Annotated in this window: 17 protein-coding genes; 14 read left to right on the top strand and 3 right to left on the bottom strand. The window is 69.6% G+C overall.

All coding sequences use genetic code 11. The annotated features are described in order from the left end of the window. Positions 1-89: 89 nt before the first annotated feature. The 9 genes from ACFY0T_RS33040 (at position 90) to ACFY0T_RS33000 (ending at position 11,682) form a co-directional block, all read left to right on the top strand. On the top strand, positions 90-3,047 hold the full coding sequence (locus ACFY0T_RS33040) for a M14 family zinc carboxypeptidase (RefSeq protein WP_388878785.1): 2,958 nt from the start codon (positions 90-92) through the stop codon (positions 3,045-3,047). 192 nt (positions 3,048-3,239) lie between these two features. Further along, entirely contained in the window at positions 3,240-4,250 is a 1,011-nt protein-coding gene (gene gap / locus ACFY0T_RS33035) for a type I glyceraldehyde-3-phosphate dehydrogenase (RefSeq protein WP_388878782.1), read from the top strand. 127 nt (positions 4,251-4,377) lie between these two features. Then, on the top strand, positions 4,378-5,589 hold the full coding sequence (locus tag ACFY0T_RS33030; protein ID WP_388878780.1) for a phosphoglycerate kinase: 1,212 nt from the start codon (positions 4,378-4,380) through the stop codon (positions 5,587-5,589). A gap of 5 nt (positions 5,590-5,594) precedes the next feature. Beyond that, positions 5,595-6,371 carry a triose-phosphate isomerase gene (gene tpiA / locus ACFY0T_RS33025; RefSeq protein WP_388878778.1) on the top strand — a complete coding sequence of 259 codons (777 nt, stop codon included), beginning with the start codon at positions 5,595-5,597 and terminating at the stop codon, positions 6,369-6,371. 185 nt (positions 6,372-6,556) lie between these two features. Then, a complete protein-coding gene (secG, locus tag ACFY0T_RS33020; RefSeq protein ID WP_388878869.1) occupies positions 6,557-6,787 on the top strand; it encodes a preprotein translocase subunit SecG in 231 nt (76 codons plus the stop codon). A gap of 236 nt (positions 6,788-7,023) precedes the next feature. Then, the gene (locus ACFY0T_RS33015; protein ID WP_003976875.1) at positions 7,024-7,359 is read left to right on the top strand and encodes an RNA polymerase-binding protein RbpA; all 336 of its coding nucleotides are present in this window, start codon (positions 7,024-7,026) and stop codon (positions 7,357-7,359) included. Between the two features lie 271 nt (positions 7,360-7,630). Continuing rightward, entirely contained in the window at positions 7,631-8,899 is a 1,269-nt protein-coding gene (locus ACFY0T_RS33010; protein ID WP_388878775.1) for an MFS transporter, read from the top strand. A 71-nt stretch (positions 8,900-8,970) separates the two neighbouring features. Beyond that, positions 8,971-10,623, top strand: coding sequence for a glucose-6-phosphate isomerase (pgi, locus tag ACFY0T_RS33005; RefSeq protein ID WP_388878773.1), 1,653 nt, complete (start codon positions 8,971-8,973; stop codon positions 10,621-10,623). A gap of 111 nt (positions 10,624-10,734) precedes the next feature. Next, the gene (locus tag ACFY0T_RS33000) at positions 10,735-11,682 is read left to right on the top strand and encodes a hypothetical protein (RefSeq protein WP_388878770.1); all 948 of its coding nucleotides are present in this window, start codon (positions 10,735-10,737) and stop codon (positions 11,680-11,682) included. A 6-nt stretch (positions 11,683-11,688) separates the two neighbouring features. Here ACFY0T_RS33000 and ACFY0T_RS32995 read toward each other — a convergent pair whose 3' ends face one another. The 3 genes from ACFY0T_RS32995 to ACFY0T_RS32985 all read right to left on the bottom strand — a co-directional run bounded on the left by ACFY0T_RS32995 (position 11,689) and on the right by ACFY0T_RS32985 (position 15,706). Further along, on the bottom strand, positions 11,689-13,980 hold the full coding sequence (locus ACFY0T_RS32995) for an ABC transporter permease (protein ID WP_388878768.1): 2,292 nt from the start codon (positions 13,978-13,980) through the stop codon (positions 11,689-11,691). Positions 13,981-14,420: 440 nt separating this feature from the next. Next, positions 14,421-15,194 carry an ABC transporter ATP-binding protein gene (locus ACFY0T_RS32990; RefSeq protein WP_388878766.1) on the bottom strand — a complete coding sequence of 258 codons (774 nt, stop codon included), beginning with the start codon at positions 15,192-15,194 and terminating at the stop codon, positions 14,421-14,423. Beyond that, entirely contained in the window at positions 15,191-15,706 is a 516-nt protein-coding gene (locus ACFY0T_RS32985) for a PadR family transcriptional regulator (protein WP_388878763.1), read from the bottom strand. Before ACFY0T_RS32985 ends, ACFY0T_RS32990 begins: the two co-directional genes overlap by 4 nt. A 177-nt stretch (positions 15,707-15,883) precedes the next feature. Here ACFY0T_RS32985 and ACFY0T_RS32980 point away from each other — a divergent pair, with 177 nt between their 5' ends. The 5 genes from ACFY0T_RS32980 to ACFY0T_RS32960 all read left to right on the top strand — a co-directional run bounded on the left by ACFY0T_RS32980 (position 15,884) and on the right by ACFY0T_RS32960 (position 22,577). After that, positions 15,884-17,155 (top strand): ABC transporter substrate-binding protein, encoded by a 1,272-nt coding sequence (locus ACFY0T_RS32980; protein WP_388878760.1) that lies wholly within the window; start codon positions 15,884-15,886, stop codon positions 17,153-17,155. A 150-nt stretch (positions 17,156-17,305) separates the two neighbouring features. Next, positions 17,306-18,979, top strand: a complete 1,674-nt coding sequence (locus tag ACFY0T_RS32975; RefSeq protein ID WP_388878757.1) for a glycoside hydrolase family 13 protein — start codon at positions 17,306-17,308, stop codon at positions 18,977-18,979. Positions 18,980-19,051: 72 nt separating this feature from the next. Beyond that, on the top strand, positions 19,052-20,377 hold the full coding sequence (locus ACFY0T_RS32970; protein ID WP_388878754.1) for an ABC transporter substrate-binding protein: 1,326 nt from the start codon (positions 19,052-19,054) through the stop codon (positions 20,375-20,377). 5 nt (positions 20,378-20,382) lie between these two features. Next, positions 20,383-21,741, top strand: a complete 1,359-nt coding sequence (locus tag ACFY0T_RS32965) for an ABC transporter permease subunit (protein ID WP_388878751.1) — start codon at positions 20,383-20,385, stop codon at positions 21,739-21,741. After that, positions 21,738-22,577: a carbohydrate ABC transporter permease gene (locus tag ACFY0T_RS32960; protein ID WP_388878748.1), complete on the top strand. Its 840-nt coding sequence runs from the start codon at positions 21,738-21,740 to the stop codon at positions 22,575-22,577. The genes ACFY0T_RS32965 and ACFY0T_RS32960 overlap by 4 nt, the downstream gene beginning before the upstream one ends. Positions 22,578-22,619: the final 42 nt, after the last annotated feature.

Below are 22,619 nucleotides of genomic sequence, written 5' to 3'. Positions count from 1 at the left end.
ACGTCCTTGAGGCGCCCTTGACTTGACCATGAAGTGTCATGAGCCTGGCATCTGTTCGCTGCTGTGGCGGACCAGTGCAAGGGGGGCTCATGAGACGAAGAGCGAGAGCGATCCTCGCTACCGGCGCGCTCCTGCTGGGCGGTGCGGGCATGGCGCCCATCGCCCAGGCGCAGAGCGGCAGTTCACCCAAGCCCGACGCGAACGCCGTGAAGGTGTTCCGCGCCGAGGTCACGAAGCAGCAGATACCCCTGCTGCTCGCGGCCGGCCAGGACGGTCACGAACTCGGCGAACAGGCGCCGGAGAAGGGCACGACCACGGTCGAGGTCTACCTCACCGACCAGCAGGCCAAGAAGCTGGAGAAGCAGGGCGTGGAGCTCACCGAGCACACGCTCTCCGCCAAGGCCGAGGACCGCGTCGAGGACGCGGCCCAGGGCGTGTTCCGCCCGTACAGCGGAAAGGGCAACCTCCAGGAGGAAATCCTCAAGACCGGCCAGGAGCACCCCGACCTGACCAAGGTCGTCTCCATCGGCAAGACCATCAACGGCCAGGACATCCTGGCGCTCAAGCTGACCAAGGGCGCCAAGAGGATCAAGGACGGCGCCAAGCCGTCGGTGCTGTACCTGTCCAACCAGCACGCGCGCGAGTGGATCACGCCCGAGATGACGCGGCGTCTGATGCACTACTACGTGGACAACTACGCGACGAACAAGCGCATCAAGAAGATTGTCGACTCCACCGAGCTGTGGTTCGTCCTGTCGGCCAATCCGGACGGCTACGACTACACGTTCAAGGGCACGGAAACCCGCCAGTGGCGCAAGAACCTGCGGGACGTGAACGGCGATGGCGTCATCACCACCGGCGACGGCGTCGACCTCAACCGCAACTTCGCCTACAAGTGGGGCTACGACGACGAGGGTTCGTCGCCCAATCCCACCAGTCAGACCTACCGCGGCGCGAGCCCCAGTTCCGAGCCCGAGACCAAGGCCCTCGACGCCTTCGAGAAGCGCATCGGCTTCACGTACGGCATCAACTACCACTCCGCCGCCGAACTGCTCCTCTACGGAGTGGGCTGGCAGGTCGCCACGCCGACCCCGGACGACGTGCTCTACAAGGCGCTGGCCGGTACGCCGGAGAACTCCGCGATCCCGGGCTACCACCCACAGGTCTCCTCGGAGCTCTACACCACCAACGGCGAGGCGGACGGCCACGCGGGCAACGTCAACGGCTTGGCGATGTTCACCCCCGAGATGTCGACCTGCCAGACCGCGTCGAACATCGACCCGAACGACGCCTGGAACGCGGCCGACTGCGCCTCGATCTTCACCTTCCCGGACGACGAGAAGCTGATTGAGCAGGAGTTCGAGAAGAACATCCCGTTCGCGCTCTCCGTCGCCGAGACCGCGGGCCACCCCGACCGGCCGTCCTCCTCGGTCGGTCTCGACGCGCCCGACTTCACCCCGGCCACCTTCACGACGTCGTACTCCCGCGGCGCCGACCAGGAGGTCTCCGTAGTCGTACGCAGATTCGTACGCGACAAGGAACTGAAGTACCGGGTCAACGGCGGCCGTACGCAGGACATGGCGCTCAAGGCCTGGGACGGCGGCGAGACCTACGGTGGCACGGACAACCTCTACTTCGACGAGTACCGGGCCAAGGTCCAGGACGGTGACCCGGGCGACAAGGTCGAGGTCTGGTTCACCGGCGAGACCAAGAGTGGAAAGCCCACCTCCAGCACGCACTTCACGTACACGGTGGCCGAACGGCCGCGCGCCGACACGCTCGTGGTCGCAGAGGAGGGCGCGACCGCCACACAGGCGCAGACGTACGTCGACGCGCTGAAGGCCAACGGCAAGAAGGCGCTCGTCTGGGACGTCGCGACCCTGGGCGCACCCGACGCGCTCGGCGTGCTCGACCACTTCAAGACGGTCGTCCACTACACCGGCGCCGTACGGCCGGGCAACGCCACCCAGCTCCAACTGCGCGCCTTCCTCAACGAGGGCGGAAAGCTGATCGAGGCGGGTGAGCAGGCCGGCGGCAACGTCGATCTCGGCGGCGGCACCCTGTCGAACGACTTCAGCCAGTACTACTTGGGCGCCTACTCCCGTACGTCCACTCCGGGGGCCACCGGCTTCGCCGGGTCCGGGAAGCTCACCGGCGCCACCGGAGCGCTCGGCGACGCGCCCGGCAACCCGCTGAACGCGGCGGGCACCTACGGCGTCACCTCGGACACGCTGTCCGCCGCGCAGTACCCGCAGTTCGCGTCGAGCGCGGGAGCCGGACAGTTCGCCGGCACCGTCAACCCGTACGGGCCCTACGCGGGATCCTCCATGGCCGCGGCGGTGCACACCGACGACGCCTACAAGCGCCTCACCCGCACCATCGATCTCACCGGTGTCGGTGCGGCCGACAAGCCGACGCTGCGCACCCAGCTCCTGTGGGACACCGAGCCCGGCTACGACCATGCGGTCCTCGAAGTCCACACGACCGGGGCCGACGACTGGACGACGCTCCCCGAGGCGGGCGGGGCCACCAGCACCGCCGTTCCCGCGGAGTGCGAGGCCGGATTCCTCGTGGGCGAGCACCCCTGGCTCAAGCGGTATCTGACCGTGAGCTCGGCCGGCTGCGCCAACACCGGCACCAGCGGCTCGTGGAACAGCTTCACGGGCGCCTCCACCGGCTGGCAGCAGGTCAACTTCGACCTGAGCGCGTACGCCGGCAAGTCGGTCGAGGTCTCGCTGAGTTACATCACCGACCCGAGCACCGGCGGCCACGGCGTCCTCGCCGACGACGCCTCGCTCGTCGTCGGCGGCACGGCCACCCAGACGGAAGGCTTCGAGGCTTCCCTGGGCGCCTGGAGCGTCCCCGGACCGCCCGCGGGCAGCCCGGCCGTCCTCAAGGACTGGGCGCGTTATGGAGAGCTCTTCAAGACGTACGGAGCGGTCACCACGGAGGACACCGTGCTGCTGGGCTTCGGCCTGGAACACGTCACCGCGGCGGCCGACCGCGCGGCACTCATCGGGAAGGCAGTCACGGCACTGCGGAGCTGACTCTGCGTGACGATCACATGAACATGGAGGGCGGTCCGTACCCCTACTGGTGGGTACGAACCGCCCTGCCGTGTATGGGCCCTCTCGATGTCACTCCGGGCGCCTCAGGGAGGTAGGGTCGTAGGCGGTCGGGGACATCCCATACAACTCGCCGGCATCGAAAGCCGGCGTACCTAACGAGGAGATCGGTTCGTGACGATCCGCGTAGGCATCAACGGCTTTGGCCGCATCGGTCGTAACTACTTCCGCGCGCTGCTGGAGCAGGGTGCAGACATCGAGATCGTGGCTGTCAACGACCTGGGTGACACCGCGACCACCGCTCACCTGCTGAAGTACGACACCATCCTGGGCCGCCTCAAGGCCGAGGTGTCGCACACCGCCGACACGATCACCGTCGACGGCCACACCATCAAGGTTCTGTCCGAGCGCAACCCCGCCGACATCCCGTGGGGCGAGCTGGGCGTCGACATCGTCATCGAGTCGACCGGCATCTTCACGAAGAAGGCCGACGCCGAGAAGCACATCGCCGGCGGCGCCAAGAAGGTCCTCATCTCGGCTCCGGCCAAGGAAGAGGACATCACCATCGTGATGGGCGTCAACCAGGACAAGTACGACCCGGCGAACCACCACGTCATCTCCAACGCCTCCTGCACCACCAACTGTGTGGCGCCGATGGCCAAGGTCCTCGACGAGAACTTCGGCATCGTCAAGGGTCTGATGACGACGGTCCACGCGTACACGAACGACCAGCGCATCCTGGACTTCCCGCACTCGGACCTGCGCCGCGCCCGCGCCGCCGCCGAGAACATCATCCCGACCACGACCGGTGCCGCCAAGGCCACCGCCCTGGTCCTCCCGCAGCTCAAGGGCAAGCTGGACGGCATCGCCATGCGCGTCCCGGTCCCGACCGGTTCGGCCACCGACCTGGTCGTGACGCTGCAGCGTGAGGTCACCAAGGACGAGGTCAACGCCGCGTTCAAGAAGGCCTCCGACGACGGCGACCTCAAGGGCTACCTGTCCTACACCGAGGACCCGATCGTCTCCTCGGACATCGTCGGCGACCCGGCCTCCTGCACCTTCGACTCCTCCCTGACCATGGTCCAGGAGGGCAACTCGGTGAAGATCCTCGGCTGGTACGACAACGAGTGGGGCTACTCCAACCGCCTCGTCGACCTCACGGTCTTCGTCGGCGGCCAGCTCTAAGTCCCAGAGCAGGCACCTCGATGTGAGCACAGGGCCCGGGCAGCGCAACGCCGCGCTGTCCGGGCCCTGAGTCGCGTGCTGATCGATCAGCCCTCTCGGATCAAAAGAGCTTCCTAGGAGTCCACTCATGAAGACGATCGACGAACTTCTCGCCGAAGGCGTGGACGGCAAGCGGGTCTTCGTCCGCGCCGACCTGAACGTGCCGCTGGCCGACGGCCTCATCACCGACGACGGCCGCATCCGCGCCGTCCTGCCCACCGTCAAGGCCCTCGTCGAAGCGGGCGCCAAGGTGGTCGTCGCCTCGCACCTGGGCCGCCCCAAGGGCGCCCCGGACCCGGCCTTCTCCCTGCTGCCCGCCGCCGAGCGCCTCGGTGAACTCCTGGGCGCGCCTGTCGCGTTCGCCCAGGACACGGTCGGCCCCGCCGCCCACGACGCCGTGAACGGCCTGCAGCCCGGCCAGGTCGCGGTCATCGAGAACCTGCGCTTCAACGCCGGCGAGACGTCCAAGGACGACACCGAGCGCGGCGAGTTCGCCGACCGGCTCGCCGCCCTGGCCGATGTCTACGTAGGCGACGGTTTCGGCGCCGTGCACCGCAAGCACGCCTCCGTGTACGACCTTCCGGCGCGCCTGCCGCACTACGCCGGCTACCTCATCGCCACCGAGGTCGGCGTCCTGAAGAAGCTCACCGAGGACGTCAAGCGCCCCTACGTGGTCGCGCTCGGCGGCGCCAAGGTCTCCGACAAGCTCGCCGTCATCGACCAGCTCCTCGGCAAGGCCGACCGTCTGCTCATCGGCGGCGGTATGGCGTACACCTTCCTCAAGGCCAAGGGCTACGAGGTCGGCATCTCCCTCCTCCAGGAGGACCAGATCCCGGCCGTCACCGAGTACATCGCGCGCGCGGAGAAGAACGGCGTCGAGCTGGTCCTTCCCGTCGACGTCCTCGTCTCCACGGAGTTCCCGGACCTGAAGACGAAGGCCCCGGCCAACCCCACCACCGTCGCCGCGGACGCCATCCCGGCCGACCAGGAGGGTCTCGACATCGGTCCTGAGACCCGCAAGCTGTACGCATCGAAGCTCGCCGACGCGGCCACCGTCTTCTGGAACGGTCCGATGGGCGTCTTCGAGCACCCGGACTACGCCGAGGGCACCAAGGCGGTCGCCCAGGCCCTACTCGACTCCCGGGCCTTCACGGTCGTCGGCGGTGGCGACTCCGCCGCGGCCGTCCGCATCCTGGGCTTCGACGAGACGGCATTCGGCCACATCTCGACCGGCGGCGGCGCCTCCCTCGAATACCTCGAGGGCAAGACGCTCCCCGGCCTCGCCGCACTGGAGGACTGACCTTAATGAGCACGCGCACGCCGCTGATGGCGGGCAACTGGAAGATGAACCTCAACCACCTCGAGGCCATCGCCCACGTCCAGAAGCTCGCCTTCGCCCTGGCCGACAAGGACTACGAGGCCTGTGAGGTCGCCGTCCTGCCGCCCTTCACCGACCTGCGCTCCGTGCAGACCCTGGTCGACGGCGACAAGCTCAAGATCAAGTACGGCGCCCAGGACGTCTCGGCGCACGACTCCGGCGCCTACACCGGCGAGATCTCCGGCCCGATGCTGGCCAAGCTCAAGTGCACGTACGTCGCGATCGGGCACTCCGAGCGCCGGCAGTACCACAACGAGACCGACGAGATCATCAACGCCAAGGTCAAGGCCGCCTACAAGCACGGCCTGACTCCGATCCTGTGCGTCGGCGAGGAGCTGGAGGTCCGCGATGCGGGCAACCACGTCGCGCACACGCTCGCGCAGGTCGAGGGCGGTCTCAAGGACCTCCCGGCCGAGCAGGCCGAGTCGATCGTGATCGCGTACGAGCCCGTCTGGGCCATCGGCACCGGCAAGGTCTGCGGCTCCGACGACGCCCAGGAGGTCTGCGCGGCGATCCGCGGCAAGCTCGCCGAGCTGTACACGCAGGAGCTGGCCGACCAGGTCCGCATCCAGTACGGCGGCTCGGTGAAGGCCGGGAACGTCGCCGAGATCATGGCGAAGCCCGACATCGACGGCGCGCTGGTCGGCGGTGCCTCGCTGGACGCCGACGAGTTCGTCAAGATCGTCCGGTTCCGCGACCAGTGAGCCGAGCCGTGAGCCGAAGGGGCTTGAGCGTCCCGGAGGCGAACCGGCAAGCCGCGAGTATGCGCTAGCGGCGATCCGTCGTACCCTTGCGGGGGTCTGGTGCGTTTCCATGTGCGGCTTCGCCGCGGTGGCCACCGGGCCCCCGTCGTCCATCCAGTTCCGAGGAAGTTGGTTCAGCCGTGGTTTTGGGGTTCTCGATCGCCCTGATCGTCTTCAGCGGGCTGCTGATGCTGCTGGTGCTGATGCACAAGGGGAAGGGCGGCGGCCTCTCCGACATGTTCGGTGGCGGCATGCAGTCGTCCGTCGGCGGCTCCTCGGTCGCCGAGCGCAACCTCGACCGCATCACCGTGGTGATCGGTTTGCTCTGGTTCGCGTGCATTATCGTGCTCGGCATCCTGATGAAGGTCAACAACTGATCACCGGCTGACATCGGTACGGCAGCACAACTGCACATTACGCAAGCACATTCCGCACGTAAGGCCCCATGTCCGGTACGCGCCCTCAGGCGCGGCCTATCATGGGGCTTGCGTCTAGGGGTGGGGATGTAACTCCAATCACTGGACGCGCGTTGGGCCTTACGTAGACTGAGGCGCTCGCAGCGAAGCGTCACGCCGACTCGCTTCGCGGCACCATCACGCAGGGAGTTACGACCGTGGCAAGTGGCAACGCGATCCGAGGAAGCCGGGTCGGGGCGGGGCCGATGGGCGAGGCCGAGCGCGGCGAGTCCGCACCCCGGCTGCGCATCTCCTTCTGGTGCTCCAACGGGCACGAGACGCAGCCCAGCTTCGCCAGCGACGCGCAGGTTCCCGAGACCTGGGACTGCCCGCGCTGCGGCTTCCCCGCCGGACAGGACCGGGACAACCCGCCGGACCCGCCGCGCACCGAGCCGTACAAGACGCACCTCGCGTATGTGCGGGAGCGGCGCAGCGACGCGGACGGCGAGGCGATCCTCGCCGAGGCGCTCGCCAAACTGCGGGGCGAAATCTAGGAGTTGAGAAACCGGCCGGGCACCTGCGGGCGCCTGGCCGGAGCTGTTTCGTACCGTGCGTATTGGTGAGCGTGCTCTGCGCCGGGGCCGTTCGTACCGTGCGTATTGCTGAGCGTGCTCTGCGCCGGGGCCGTTCGTACGGTGCGAATTGCTGTGTGTCCTGCTCCGGGCCCGTGCGTACCGTGCGATTTGCTCAGCGTGCCCTGCTCCGGGGCCGATTGTCAGTGGTGCCCTCTACGGTTTGTGAATCGGCGGACCGTGAGGGGGAATTGTGGCGGCGACGGGGCTGGTGGGCGTACGGGCGCCCGTGTGGCGTGGGGGATTCGGGCGGCTGTGGAGTGCCGCCGTGCTCTCCAGCTTCGGCGACGCGCTGCGTACGGCCGCGCTGCCCCTGCTGGCCGCGTCGCTCACCGACAGCCCGCTGCTCATCGCGTCCGTCACGGCCTGTGGCTATCTTCCGTGGATCGCCTTCGGGCTGCTGGGCGGTGCCGTCGCCGACCGGGTGGACCAGCGGCGCGCCATGTGGACCGTGGACGCGGTCCGGGCGCTGATCATGGCGGGTTTCGCCGCGGCCGTGGCCCTCGGACACGCCTCGATCGCCCTACTGATCGCGCTGGCCTCCACGCTGACCACGCTCCAGACGCTGTTCGACAACGCCTCGACGGCCCTGCTGCCCGTCCTGGTGGAGCGGGAGGCGCTCGGCAGCGCGAACGCTCGGCTGATGACCGGACAGCGCGTCGCGGGCGGCCTGCTGGCCGGGCCCGTCGTGCCCCTCCTGATCGCCGCGGGAGCCGCCGTGCCCTTCGCGGCGGATGCGGTGACCTTCCTGGTGGGCGCCGCGCTGGTCGCCTCGCTGCGGACGACCGCGCCCGAGCGCGCACCGAGACCGGCCGGCAGCACCCTGCGCGCCGAGATCGCGGCCGGACTGCGCGCCCTGTGGCAGGACAGGGCCCTGCGCGGGCTGTGCGCCGCCACGGCGCTGTGCAACATCGGCATGGGCGCCCTCATCGCCACGCTGGTGCTCCTGGTGACGGGCTGGCTGGACGCGGGCACCGTGGGGTACGCGGCGGCGATGACCGCCTACACGGTCGGGAGCCTGATCGGCGGAGTGGCCAACCGTCGGCTCGTGGCCCGCCTCGGCCGGATACGCGGCGTGCTGCTCGCCGGTACGGCGCAGATCGGCGCGCTCGTCGTGATGGGCACGGTGCGCAGCCCGATCGCGCTGGTGGTGAGCCTGGCCGTCTTCGGGCTCATGGGCATGGTGTGGAACGTCAACACGATGACCCTGATGCAGCAACGCAGCCCCGCCGACATGCTGGGCCGCATCAGCTCGGCCTTCCGGACCCTGGCCGTCGCCGGGGCGCCCCTCGGTGCCCTGTTGGGCGGGGCCGTGGCCACGGCCTGGGGGCTGAACACGCCGGCGCTGCTCGCGGCCGCGTTCTTCGTCCTGTCCGTCACCTCGCTGATACCCGCGGTCAAGCCGGACGTATCTGTTGTTGAGCCGGACGACGGCGCCACGACAGCTCACGTCAAGCCCTGATCAATTAGGTTGGGACCGGCAGCGGGGCAAGGTACGCAGCAGCACACGCAGGAAAGAGGCGGAAGTCCGAGATGAACGCAGAACGCCGTACCAGGCTCAACCAGACGCCCGAGTGGACCGCTCTGGCCAAGCACCGCGAGGAGCTCGGGGACACCCATCTGCGGGACCTGTTCGCGGCCGATCCCGGGCGCGGCTCCGGCTACACCCTCCAGGTCGGCGATCTGCACGTCGACTACTCCAAGCACCTGGTCACCGACGAGACGCTGCGGCTGCTGCGCGAGCTGGCCGCGGCGACCGACGTCTTCGGGCTGCGGGACGCCATGTTCCGCGGCGAGAAGATCAACGTCACCGAGGACCGCGCGGTGCTGCACACCGCCCTGCGCGCCCCGCGGGACGCAGTCATCGAGGTCGACGGCGAGAACGTCGTGCCTGGGGTGCACGCGGTGCTCGACAAGATGGCCGACTTCGCCGAGCGCATCCGCTCCGGCGCGTGGACCGGCCACACCGGCAAGCGCATCAAGAACGTCGTCAACGTCGGCATCGGCGGCTCCGACCTCGGCCCGGCGATGGCGTACGAGGTGCTGCGCTCCTTCACCGACCGCGATCTGACGGTCCGCTTCGTGTCCAACGTGGACGGTGCCGACCTGCACGAGGCCGTGCGGGACCTGGACGCGGCCGAGACGCTGTTCATCATCGCGTCGAAGACGTTCACCACGATCGAGACGATCACCAACGCCACCTCCGCGCGCGACTGGCTGCTGACCGAGCTGAAGGCTGGTCAGGAGGCCGTCGCCAAGCACTTCGTGGCGCTGTCGACGAACGCCGAGAAGGTGGCGGACTTCGGCATCGACACGGCCAACATGTTCGAGTTCTGGGACTGGGTCGGCGGGCGCTACTCGTACGACTCCGCGATCGGTCTCTCCTTGATGATCGCCATCGGTCCGGACCGCTTCCGGGAGATGCTCAACGGGTTCCTTCTCGTCGACGAGCACTTCCGCACGGCTCCCGCCGAGGCCAACGTGCCGCTGCTGCTCGGCCTGTTGGGCGTCTGGTACGGCAACTTCTTCGATGCCCAGTCGCACGCGGTCCTGCCCTACTCGCACTACCTGTCCAAGTTCACGGCGTACTTGCAGCAGCTGGACATGGAGTCCAACGGCAAGTACGTGGACCGCGACGGGCGCGAGGTGGAGTGGCAGACCGGGCCGGTCGTGTGGGGCACGCCGGGCACCAACGGGCAGCACGCGTACTACCAACTCATCCACCAGGGTACGAAGTTGATCCCGGCCGACTTCATCGGCTTCGCCGAGCCGGTCACCGATCTGCTGCCCGGTCTGGTCCCCCAGCACGACCTGCTGATGGCGAACTTCTTCGCGCAGACGCAGGCCCTCGCCTTCGGCAAGTCGCCGGACGAGGTGCGGTCCGAGGGGGTGCCCGAGGAGCTGGTGCCGCACAAGACGTTCAAGGGCAACCACCCGACGACCACGATCCTCGCGCGTGAGCTGACCCCGTCGGTGCTGGGCCAGTTGATCGCCCTCTACGAGCACAAGGTGTTCGTCCAGGGCGCGATCTGGAACATCGACTCCTTCGACCAGTGGGGCGTCGAGCTCGGCAAGGTGCTCGCCAAGCGCGTCGAGCCGGCCCTGACCGAGGGGGCGGAGGTATCGGGTCTGGACGAGTCGACGAAGGCGCTGGTCGCCAAGTACCGGGAGCTGCGCGGCCGGTAGGAGGGCCGCGCGCACGGGAAGGCCGCATACGGGGAAGCGGGCGGCGGGAGTCCGTCCGCTTCCCGTAGACTCCGCGGCGATCGTGGTGCCGAGGGCTCGGGGGAGCGGAAGTTGGCTGGTTCGCAAGGAAGATGGCTGAGCGGCACCCTGACGGTGAGGTCGTTTCTGCAGCCCAAGGCCGTGGCGCAGGCGGTGTTCCACCCAGCGTGGATTCCGGCGTCGGTCGATCCATCAGTGGAACGGCTCAAGCGCGTGCGTGTCATTGCCGGGGCGGTCGCGGCGTTCGGCGTGTACACCTTCGTGCAGGGCAAGTTCGACTTCACGGAGGTCCTGGAGAACATGCTGACGGCAGCCGCCGTCCTGCTGTTCATCACGCCCCTGACGGTGGGGGTGATGCTTTTCGTCTGGCGGCGCACCGGGAGGATCCGCCAGCTGCGCGTGCCCCTCTTCAACTCGCTCAAGCTGCTGCTGCTCTTCATCGGCATGGTCGTTGCGACGGTGTTCTTGTGGCAGCTGTCGACCTCGCTCGGGGGCATCATGCTCGCGGTGCTCGGTCTGGCGGCGCTCTGGCTGACCGGATTCCTGGCCTACGGAGCGGTGCAGTTGTCCGGGAACTTCTTCGGCTCCGCCGCCGTGCACCGCTGTCTGCCGCCGCTGCTCGCCATGGTGACGGCATGGCTGATGGCCATTCCCGACCTGGTCACCGGTGACCTGCATGGGCTCAGCTTCACGATGGGCATCGTCTTCATCCTGGGCGCGCCGGTGACGGTCACGGCGATCGCCTTCCTGGAGATGAACCGGCTCCGCCGCCGGTACGGGATACGGCTGGGCGCGCACCCCGCCACGCTGCCGCCGCTTCCCACAACGCCGGCGTACGCGCCGAACGCGGGGTTCGTGCCTCCGCCGGGCCAGCCGTACGCGCCGCCGGGCCAGCCGTACGCGCCGCCGGGCCAGCCGTACGCACCAGGCAACGGCAACCCGTACGCCCCTGGAAACGGCGCCCCGTACACGCAGTGGCCGCAGAACCCGTACAACCGGCAGAACCCGTACGGGCCCTGAGCGAGCTCAGGCCACCGCGCTCAGGGTGTCCGCGAGCCGTCGTCGGGCCGAGCGGGCCGCGGGGAGCGCGGCGAGGGCGGCGGCGCCCAGCACAGCGGCCGTACCGAACAGCAGCAACAGGAGGAGGGACGGCCCCCGGGCGATACCGGCGCCGATCCCGCTCGACTTTCCCTGGACGTCGATCAGCCAGTGTGCGAGGGGCAGCCCCAGTGCCGTACCGGCGAGGACGGCGGCCAGGGTCGTGCAGGCGGTGGCCGTGACGGTGACCGCCGTGATCTGCCGTGGGGACAGCCCGATGGCCTTGAGCGCCAGCAGATCCCGCTCGCCCTCGCGCACGGTGCCGCCGATCGCGGTCAGCAGCTCGATGAGCCCGATGAGGGCGAGTACGGCGATCAGCCCGACGACGACGCCGCGCAGCGGCGAGAGGCCGTCGGCCGGGTTGGTCACGGCGTGCACGTCCAGGTGTCCGTGCCCGGCCGTGGTCAGCTGGGCGCCGACCATGCCCGGGTCGGCGCCGGGGCGCAGCTGGAGCTGGTAGAGGGTCGGGCGGAGCTCCGGGTCGTTCTCGCGGAGGGTGTCGAGCGAGGTGGAAATGACGCGGCCGCTGTTCTCCGGCTCGATGCTGCGGCCGACGATGTGCAGGATCTGCGGGCGCGCGCCGACGGTCATCCGTACCCAGTCGCCGACGCGCACGTCCAGCAGATCGAGCAGCCCCTGCCCGGCCACCGCCTCGTCGGGCCCGCGGGCCGGGCGGCCCTCGGCCAGCGTGAACGGGTACGGGTCATCGCGTGTGCCGAGCCCGCGCAGCGCGATCGTGGCCGTCTGGCCCGGGACCAGAGCGGCCACCTCGGCGCCTGGGTGCACGGCGGTGATCTGCGGGTTCCGGGCGAGCAGGGCGCGGGCGGCCGGATCGCTCAGGCTGTCGTCCGCGCGTGCCGTGAGAGCGGCCGCCAGGCCGATCTGCTCGGGCTTGTTGTGGAAGCGGTCGATGGTGGTCCAGGCGCTCAGCGCCACCACGATCAACAGCAGTGGCAGGGCGAGCCGGGCGACCGTCGCCAGCGAGCGCGGCCGCCGCGGGAACGCCTGGTGCCAGCCCAGTACGAGCGCCGGAGGCAGTCGCAGTCCCAGCGCCCGGCGTGCCACGCCCGACAGGCGTCCGGCCGGCGGAGCCGCGGCCCGCAGCACCGGCACGGGAGGCACCCGGCCTGCCCGCCACGCCGCGATTCCGGTCGTCGCGCCGATGAAGAGCACCGCGGCCACCGGTACCGCGAACAGTGCCGCCGTGTGCCCGGGCAGCCCCTGCCATACGCCCACGGCGTCTCCGAGGCGGCCTGGGATCCGGCTCCCCAGCGCCTGGGCGAGCGCCGCGGCCGCCAGGGCGCCCAGCGACGCGAACGCCACATGCTGGATCAGGAAGATGCGCACCACCTGGCCGGGCGTGAACCCGATCGCCTTCAGTACCGAGATGTCGCGCAGGTGGCCGCGGATACGGGTGCCGATCGCGCCGTGCACGGCGAGCGCGGCGGCGAGAAGTGCGCCGAGGCCGAACAGGCCCAGCACCTGCCCCAGCAGCCGGTCGTCGCCCTGGGCCTCGGCGCGGGCCTGCTGCCAGTTCGATACCTGGGTGACCGCGCCGGAGCCGAGTGCCGTCACCGCGCGCTGGACCGCGTAGTCCGTGTCGTCGGGATCTCTCAGACGCAGGCCGATGACCTGGCCGGTGCGTCCGTCGGCGCTCTGCACCGCGGACGGCAGCGCCCAGACGAGCCCCGACCGCTCGCCGGGGCTGTAGCGGGGCTCGGCGCTGTCGGCCACGCCCAGGACGGTCAGGGTGCGCGTGCTGCCGGGCACGGTGAGGGTGTCCCCGGGCTCAGCCCACAGCGCCTGGGCGAGGCTGTCCTCCAGAACGACTCCGTCGGGTCGCGCGGGGTCGAGCCAGTGACCGGAGGCGAGCAGCGGCTTACCGGTGGCGGGCGGCTCGACGGCGCCGCGCAGCTCGACCGAGGCGCGGGTGCCGCGCGACTCGACGGTGGCGGAGGCGGTGCGGTACGGGCCCGCCACGGACTCGACACCGTCCAGCTTCGCGAGCCGCCCGGCGTCGGCGGACGCGCCGGTGTGGATCCACACATGGGCGCCGTGCGACTGCGTGAAGACACGCTGCCAGGGGTTCGTCGCATAGCCGAAGAGCGCGGCGGCCAGCAGCAGCGAGGCGACGATCCCCGCGGTGGCGAGCACGATGAACAGTGCCTCGCCCCGATGCGTCCGCAGATCGGCATGCGCCCAGCGCAGAGTGGCCCGCACGCCGGATCAGCCCCTCGGCTCGCGCACGACGAGACCGCTCTCCGGCACGCGCGCGACGGGACCGCTCTCTGACACACGCGCGACGGGACCGCCCTCCGGTTCGCGTATGGCGGGACAGCGGGCAGGGTGGCGCAGGACGGGAGCGTTCTGCGAACCATGTACAGCGGCGGGACCGCCCTCCGGTTCGCGCACGACGGGACAGCGGGCAGAGGCGCGTAGGACGGGAGCGTTCTGCGAACCATGTACGGCTGGACCGCTCTCCGGCACGCGCACGACTGGACAGCGGGCGGGTTCGAGTACGGCGGGAGCGGTCTTCGAGCCACGTACGGCGGCACAGCGGGCAGGCTCGCGTACGACGCGAGCGTTTTTCGCACCGCGTACGACCGGACGGCCGGCAGCCACGCGTACGACGGAACAGTTCTTGGACTCGCCCACGCCGCTCAGTCCCTCAGTTCCAGCACGCCGGATATCCCGGCGGTGCGCGACGGGGTGCCGTCGAGTTCCGCGTCGTCGGCGATGCGGCCGTCGAAGAAGCTGATCACGCGGTCCGCGGCGCTGGCGAGCCGTGCGTCATGGGTGACCAGCAGGATGGTCTGACCGCGCTGGTGGAAGCGGGTCAGCAGCCGCATCACCTCGCGGGTGCCCTTGCTGTCCAGGCTGCCCGCGGGCTCGTCGGCCAGCAGCAGGGACGGCTGGTTGACCAGTGCCCGGGCCAGGGCGACGCGCTGCTGTTCGCCGCCGGACAGCTCACCCGGCATGCTGCGCCCCTTGCCCTCCAGGCCCAGCTCGGACAGCAGCCGCTCGCGTTCGGCGCGCGCCTGCTTGGGGGAGACCCCGGCGAGCAGGGCGGGCAGCTCCACGTTGTCGGCGACCGACAGATTGGAGACCAGGTTGAAGAACTGGAAGACGATGCCGATGCGCCGTCGGCGCTCCACCGCCCAGCGCGCCTCGCTGTACGCGTCCGTGCACTCGCCGTCCAGCCAGACGCTGCCGGAGTCGGGCCGCTGGAGCCCGCCGAGGAGGTGCAGCAACGTCGACTTGCCGGCGCCGGACGGGCCGGTGACGGCCACGAACTCGCCTTGGCGCACGGAGAGGTCCACCCCGCGCACGGCACGCGCCGGGGCGCCCTCGCCGTAGTGGGTCTTGACCAGACCCTCGGCGCGCAGCAAGGGAGCCGGACCCTCGGTACGCGGCAAAGGAGCGGTGTGGCTCACTCCAGCTCCTCCAGTTCCTCCTGGCAGCGCTCCAGCCAGTCGAGATCGGCCTGCAGATGCAGCATGGCGCCCTCGATCAGCAGATGGGAGATGCGGTTGTCCCGGTTCTCGGCCGCGGCGAGCTTCGACAGGTTGCGCATGGTGTTCAGATACTGGCGCCGCTGTTTGTTGATCAGGGCGATCTGGTCGGCCAGGCCGGTCGTCCGGGCGAGCGCGAGTTTCATGAAGAACTCGTCCCGCACCCGCGGCTCGTCCGCCGTCTCCTGGTACCAGTCGCGCAGCGCCTCGCGCCCGGCGTCAGTGAGGTGGTAGATCTTCTTGTTGGGCCGGCTCGACTGCTCGACTTCCTCGCCCTCGATCAGTCCCGACTTCTCGAGGCGGCCGAGCGTGACATAGATCTGGCCGACGTTGGGCTGAGGGTACGCGGAGCCCAGCAGTTGCTCAAGGTCCTGCTTGAGCTCGTACCCGTGGGCCGGGCCACGCGCCAGCAGGGCCAGGAGGGGCAGCCGCACCCGTGCTCTCCTCCTCGCATACTTGTCCTGTGCCGCAGACCGATGTCAGCCCGTTACCGGGCCGTCGTGGCCGAGGGCCAATGTGTCGCAGGCCCTAGTATCGCCCATACCTAACAGGTATACATGGCGTCTGACGCCGGGCGAAGGTGCCCGACGCCGGTGTACAGGGAGGAACCTATGCGGTGGATACGTGCCGCCGGTAGGGGCCTCCTGGTCGCGGCGGTGATCCTGACCGGTTACGTCGCCTCCGGCACCCCCGCCGACGGGGCGCGCGAGCCCGGTCGCGGCCCGCTCACCCTGGCGACCGCGGGTGACCTCACCGGCTATCTGGGACCGCTGCTCGAAGGGTGGAACCGCACCCACCCCGGGGAGAAGGTCACCCTCGTCGAGCTTCCGGACTCCGCCGACGAGACGCACGCGCAGATGACGACCGACCTGCGCGGCGGCGACAGAAGCCGCTTCGACGTCCTCAACATCGACGTCGCCTGGACCTCGGAGTTCGCCGCAGCGGGCTGGATCTCCCCGCTGGACCGCGACCGCTTCCCGCTCGACAGCTTCCTGCCGCCGGTCGTGGACACGGCGACGTACGACGGAAGGCTGTACGCGGTCCCGTACGTCACCAACGCGGGGCTCCTGCTGTACCGCAAGGACGTCCTCGACAAGGAGGGCGTCGCGCCGCCGCGGAACTGGGCCGAGCTGGAGAGGCAGGCGAGAACCATCGCCCCGAAGTACGGACTCGACGGCTACGCGGGCCAGTTCCTGCCCTACGAGGGACTCACCGTGAACGCGGCGGAGGCGGTCTACTCGGCGGGCGGCACGATTCTCGGCGACGAGGGCGAGCGCGTCACCGTGAACTCCGAGGCGGCGCGCGAGGGCATCGGATTCCTCGCCCGCGGGGTGCGCGACGGCTGGATCCCGAAGAAGGCGCTGACGTACAAGGAAGAGGAGTCCAAACAGGCCTTCCAGGATGGCCACCTCCTCTTTCTGCGCAACTGGCCCTACGCGTACGTCGGCGCGTCCGGCAAGGGTTCGGCGGTCGCCGGGAAGATCGGCGCCGTACCCCTGCCCGGACCCGACGGACCGGGCACGAGCGTGCTCGGCGGCTCCAACCTCGCCGTCAACACGCATGCGCGGCACCCCGATTCGGCCGCGCGCCTGATCGCGTACCTCACCACCGAGCGGGCGCAGCGGCAGGTGCTCACCAAGGGCGCGCTGCCGCCCGTACGGGCCGCGCTCTACCAGGACCCGGAGCTGATCCGGGAGTTCCCCTATCTGCCGACGCTGCGTGCCGGCGTCCTCGCGGCCGCTCCGCGCCCCAAGAGCCCGCGATACGACCAGGTCAGCCTGGCGGTGCAGGCCGTTGTGCACGATGCGATGACGGGGCACGAGACGCCTTCCGCGGCGGTGCGTCGGCTGGCGCGCGAGCTGGCGGCCATCTCCCGCCGATAGCCCTCGGCGGCATCTCTCTACTTACATGTTAGGTAACGGGAGCATCCCATCTCCGGGTTTTGTGCCCGAAAAGTCCCCATATAACTCCCCAACTTCCCAGCTACTGCTGCCTACTCGTTGACACGCGTGCGACACGCCTACTTAACATGCATGCATAACCGTAGGCACGCACAGACAGGTCAACGGGTGACCCTCAACACGCACCGCTGGTGGCGCGACGCAGTGATCTACCAGGTGTACGTCCGCAGCTTCCTGGACAGCACCGGGGACGGCATCGGCGATCTCGCCGGAGTCAGGGCGGGCATGCCGTACCTCAAGAAGCTCGGGGTCGACGGCATCTGGCTCAGCCCCTTCTACCCCTCGCCGCAGCACGACCACGGCTACGACGTCGCCGACTACTGCGACGTGGACCCGCTCTTCGGGGACCTCGCCGAGTTCGACCTGCTGATGACCGACGCCCGCCGCCTCGGCATCAAGGTGCTGCTGGACATCGTTCCCAACCACTGCTCCAGCGAGCACCCGTGGTTCCGCGCCGCGCTCGCGGCGGAGCCGGGCAGCGCGGCCCGCGCCCGCTTCCACTTCGCCGACGGACGCGGCCCGGCCGGCGCCGAGCCGCCCAACAACTGGCACGCCATGTTCGGCGGACCCGCCTGGTCCCGCGTCACCGAGGCCGATGGCCGCCCCGGCCAGTGGTACCTGCACATGTTCACGTCCGAGCAGCCCGACCTGAACTGGCGCAACCCCGAGGTCGGCGCCCACTTCGACGAGGTGCTGCGGTTCTGGCTCGACCGGGGCGTCGACGGCTTCCGCATCGACGTGGCCGCCGGTCTCTTCAAGCACCCCGACCTGCCGGACTCGCCGGACCCCGAGGCCGACGCCCGCACCCGCGACTCGGTCAACCCGCTCGCCTGGAACCGGCCCGAGGTGCACGACGTATGGCGCCACTGGCGGTCCGTCTGCGAGGAGTACACCGAGCGCGACGGCCGCGACCGGCTGCTGGTCGGTGAGGTCTCGGTGCCGACGGCCCGCGAACACGCCCAGTACGTACGGCCCGACGAGCTCCACCAGGCCTTCTTCTTCGACCTGCTCAGCGCACCCTGGGACGCCGACGCCTTCCGCAAGGTCATCTCCGAGGCCATGCAGGACATAGCCGGCACCGGATCGACGGTCACCTGGGTCCTCAACAACCACGACCAGGTCCGCACCGTCACCCGGTACGGCGAGCTGGGCACCGAGGGCAGCGGCCTCGGCGCCGCCCGCGCCCGCGCCGCCGCGCTGCTGATGCTGGCGCTGCCCGGAGCCGCGTACATCTACCAGGGCGAGGAGCTCGGGCTGCCCGAGGTCGTCGACCTGCCCGACGACGTGCTGACGGATCCGATCTTCCGCCGCACGGGAAGCCGCGCCCGTATCCGGGACGGCTGCCGGGTGCCGCTGCCGTGGTCCGGGCACGCCTCGCCGTTCGGCTTCACCTCCGGCGCCGAGAGCGCCAAGCCGTGGCTGCCGCAGCCGGCCTACTTCGCCGAGTACGCCACCGACCGCGCGCTCGCGGACACCCGCTCCTTCTGGCACCTGTACCGCGACGGGCTCCAACTGCGCGGCCAGCTCCCGCAGTTGGGCGAGGGCGCACTGCGCTGGCTGGAAGCGCCGCCCGGCGTCCTCGCCTTCGTCCGCGGTGACGGCCTGGTGTGCGCCGTCAACTTCGGTACGGCCCCGACGCCCGCGCCGGTCTCCGGCACCCCGCTGCTGTCCAGCGGCCCCTGCCCGGCCGGCGTCCTGCCCGGCTCGACGGCCGCCTGGTGGATCAGCGACTCCACGAACCCCTGACCCTCACCTCCCCTGACCCTCACCTCCCTCTCATTTCACGTCAATTCCCCTGCCCTGAAAGGGACATCAACGATGATGCGACGACGTACGACCCTGCTCACCAGCTGCACGGCCCTCGCCCTGGCCCTCGGCGCGACCGCCTGCGGAGGCGGGCCCGTCTCCGCAGGCGGCGGCGGAAAGTCGCTCAGCGGCCAGACGATCACCGTGGCCGGTGTCTGGTCCGGCAGCGAGCAGAAGAACTTCCAGAAGGTCCTGGACGCCTTCACCGAGAAGACCGGCGCCAAGACCCAGTTCGTCTCCACCGGCGACAACGTCTCCACCGTCGTCGGCAGCAAGATCGAGGGCGGCAACGCCCCCGACGTGGTGATGGTCCCGCAGGTCGGCGTCCTCCAGCAGTTCGCCGAGAAGGGCTGGCTCAAGCCCCTCTCCAAGACCACCGAACAGTCCGTCGACACCAACTACGCGAGCGTCTGGAAGAAGTACGGCAGCGTCGACGACAACTTCTACGGCCTGTACTTCAAGGCCGCCCACAAGTCGACCGTCTGGTACAGCCCCGACGCCCTCGACCAGGCGGGCGTCAAGCCGCCGACGACGTACGACGCGATGCTCAAGGCCGGGCACACCGTCTCCGACTCGGGCCTCGCCGCGTTCTCCGTCGCCGGACAGGACGGCTGGACGCTCACCGACTGGTTCGAGAACATCTACCTCTCCCAGGCAGGGCCCGAGAAGTACGACGCCCTGGCCGCCCACAAGCTCAAGTGGACCGACCCCACCGTGGTGAAGGCCCTCACCACCCTCGGCAAGCTCTTCAAGGACAAGCAGCTGATAGCGGGCGGCCAGAAGGAGGCCCTGAACACCGACTTCCCCGGCTCCGTCGAGAAGGTCTTCGGGCCGGAGCCCAAGGCGGGCATGGTCTACGAGGGCGACTTCGTCGCCGGGGTCGCCAAGGACCAGTTCGGCAAGAAGATTGGCCAGGACGCGAACTTCTTCCCCTTCCCCGCGGTCGACGGCGGCAAGGCGCCCGTGGTCAGCGGCGGTGACGCGGCCGTGGTCCTCAAGGACGGCAAGAACCAGAAGGCTGCCATGAAGTTCCTGGAGTACCTGGCGACCCCGGAGGCGTCCGCCGTCTGGGCCAAGGCGGGCGGTTTCCTCTCCCCGAACAAGAAGCTCGACCTCGCCTCCTACGGCGACGACATCACCCGCGAGACCGCCAAGTCCCTGATCGCGGCCGGGGATTCGGTCCGCTTCGACATGTCCGACCAGGCTCCGGCCGCGTTCGGCGGCACCAAGGGCGCGGGCGAGTGGAAGCTCCTCCAGGACTTCCTGCGCGACCCGTCGAACCCGAAGGCAACGGCTGCCGAGCTGGAGAAGGCCGCGGCCAAGGCGTACCAGGGCTGATCGTCGTGACCGCCACCCTCGTGAAAGAGGCGAGTCCTCCGGCCGTCACTCTGGCCGACCGCCGACGGCGCGCCAGACGCCGCGGCCGGATCATCGCCCTCGCCTTCGTCCTTCCCGCCCTGCTCCTGCTCGGCGCGCTCGTGGTCTACCCCGTGATCTTCTCCGTGGGGCGCAGCTTCTTCGACGCCTCCGGCACCCGGTTCGTGGGCGGCGGCAACTACACCGAGATGTTCCGCGACCCGGCCACGCTCAAGGCCGTGCGCAACAGCGCCATCTGGGTCGTCGTCGCGCCGACGCTGCTCACCGGGCTCGGTCTCGTGCTCGCCGTACTGGTCGAGAAGATCCGCTGGGCCACCGCGTTCAAGCTGCTGCTGTTCATGCCGATGGCGGTCTCCTTCCTGGCCGCCGGCATCATCTTCCGGCTCGCCTACGACGAGGACCCCGACAAGGGTGTCCTGAACGCCGCCGTGGTCGGTGTCCACGACGCGTTCAAGGGAACCTCCTCCTACCCGACCGCCCGCGCCCGCGACGGCCAGGGCCTCACGAAGGGCGCCGACGGCTCGTACCGTACGACGGCCTCCGTGTCGCCCGGCCACGCGGTCGGCCTCGGCGTCGTCGGCGTACTCCCCAAGGACCTGCCCGACGACGCGCGGCCCGCGTACTCCGCGGCCGGGCGGAAGGCCGACCCCGACGAACTGCGCGGTGTCGTCTACCTGGACTTCACGCCCGGTGGGGGAGGGAAGCCGGGCAAGGTCGACCGGGGGGAGAGCGGACTGCCGGAGATGAAGGTCGAGGCGGTGCGCGACGGGAAGACGGTCGCGAGCACGACCACCGCGGCCGACGGCTCGTTCCGCTTCGGGGACCTGGGCTCCGGCGCGTACAGCGTGCGGCTGCCCGCGTCGAATTTCACCCCGCCGTACGAGGGTGTGTCCTGGCTCGGTCCGGCGCTCGTCACGCCCGCCATCATCGGCGCGTACCTGTGGATCTGGACCGGTTTCGCCATGGTGCTGATCGGTGCCGGCCTCGCCGCTCTGCCGCGCGACGCGCTGGAGGCGGCCCGGATGGACGGGGCCAACGAGTGGCAGATCTTCCGCCGGATCACCGTGCCGCTGCTGGCGCCCGTGCTCACCGTGGTCTTCGTGACCCTCGTGATCAACGTGATGAAGGTCTTCGACCTCGTCTACATCATCGCGCCCGGCCCCGTGCAGGAGGACGCCACCGTACTCGCCACCCAGATGTGGCTGGTGTCCTTCGGCGGCGGCAACAACCAGGGCCTGGGCAGCGCGCTCGGTGTGCTCCTCCTGCTGCTGGTCGTCCCCGCGATGGTCTTCAACGTCCGCCGTTTCCGAAGGAGTCAACGATGAACGCGCTCAGGCGGGGGCTCGGCAACGGCCTGGTACAGGCGTTCCTCGTGGTCGTCGGCCTGGTCTGGGTGACCCCGCTCGCCGGGCTGTTTCTGTCTTCGCTGAGGTCGGCGCAGGACACCGCCAAGGGCGGCTGGTGGACGGCGTTGACCAGTCCGAGTCAGCTGTCCTTCGACAACTACTCGGCGCTGCTGGGCAATGCGGGGATGACGCGGGCGTTCTGGAACACCGTGCTGATCTCGGTGCCGGCGACGGTCCTCGTCGTGGTGATCGCGGCGCTCGCGGGATACGCCTTCGCCTGGCTGGAGTTCCCCTTCCGGGACGCGATCTTCCTCGTCGTGGTGGCGTTGTTGGTGGTGCCCGTTCAGGTCGGGTTGCTGCCGGTCGCCAAGCTCTTCGGTGCGGTGGGGCTGTTCGGCACGATTCCGGGTGTGGTGCTCTTCCACGTCTCCTACGGGTTGCCGTTCGCCATCTTCCTGCTGCGCAACTACTTCGCGGAGATGCCGCGGGAGATGCTGGAGGCCGCGCGGATGGACGGCGGCAGTGAGTGGCGCATCTTCACCCGCCTCGTGCTGCCGGTGGGGCGCCCGGCCATCGCGAGCCTGGCCATCTTCCAGTTCCTGTGGGTGTGGAACGACATGCTGGTCGCCCTGCTGTTCGCCGACAGCTCCTCGCAGCCGTTGACTGTTCAACTCCAGTCGCAGATACGGCAGTTCGGGAGCAACATCGATGTGCTGGCGCCGGGGGCGTTTCTGTCGCTGGTGGTGCCGGTGGTGGTCTTCTTCGCCTTCCAGCGGCACTTTGTGCAGGGGGTGATGGCGGGGTCGGTGAAGTGACGGGCCGTGGGGGCGGGGTGGGGTTTTTCGCCCCTTCCGCCC

This window comes from Streptomyces sp. NPDC001530 (genome assembly GCF_042894545.1).
GTDB lineage: Bacteria > Actinomycetota > Actinomycetes > Streptomycetales > Streptomycetaceae > Streptomyces.
The sequence above is the reverse complement of the archived record's forward strand: the minus strand, read 5'-3'. Positions and strand labels throughout refer to the sequence as shown.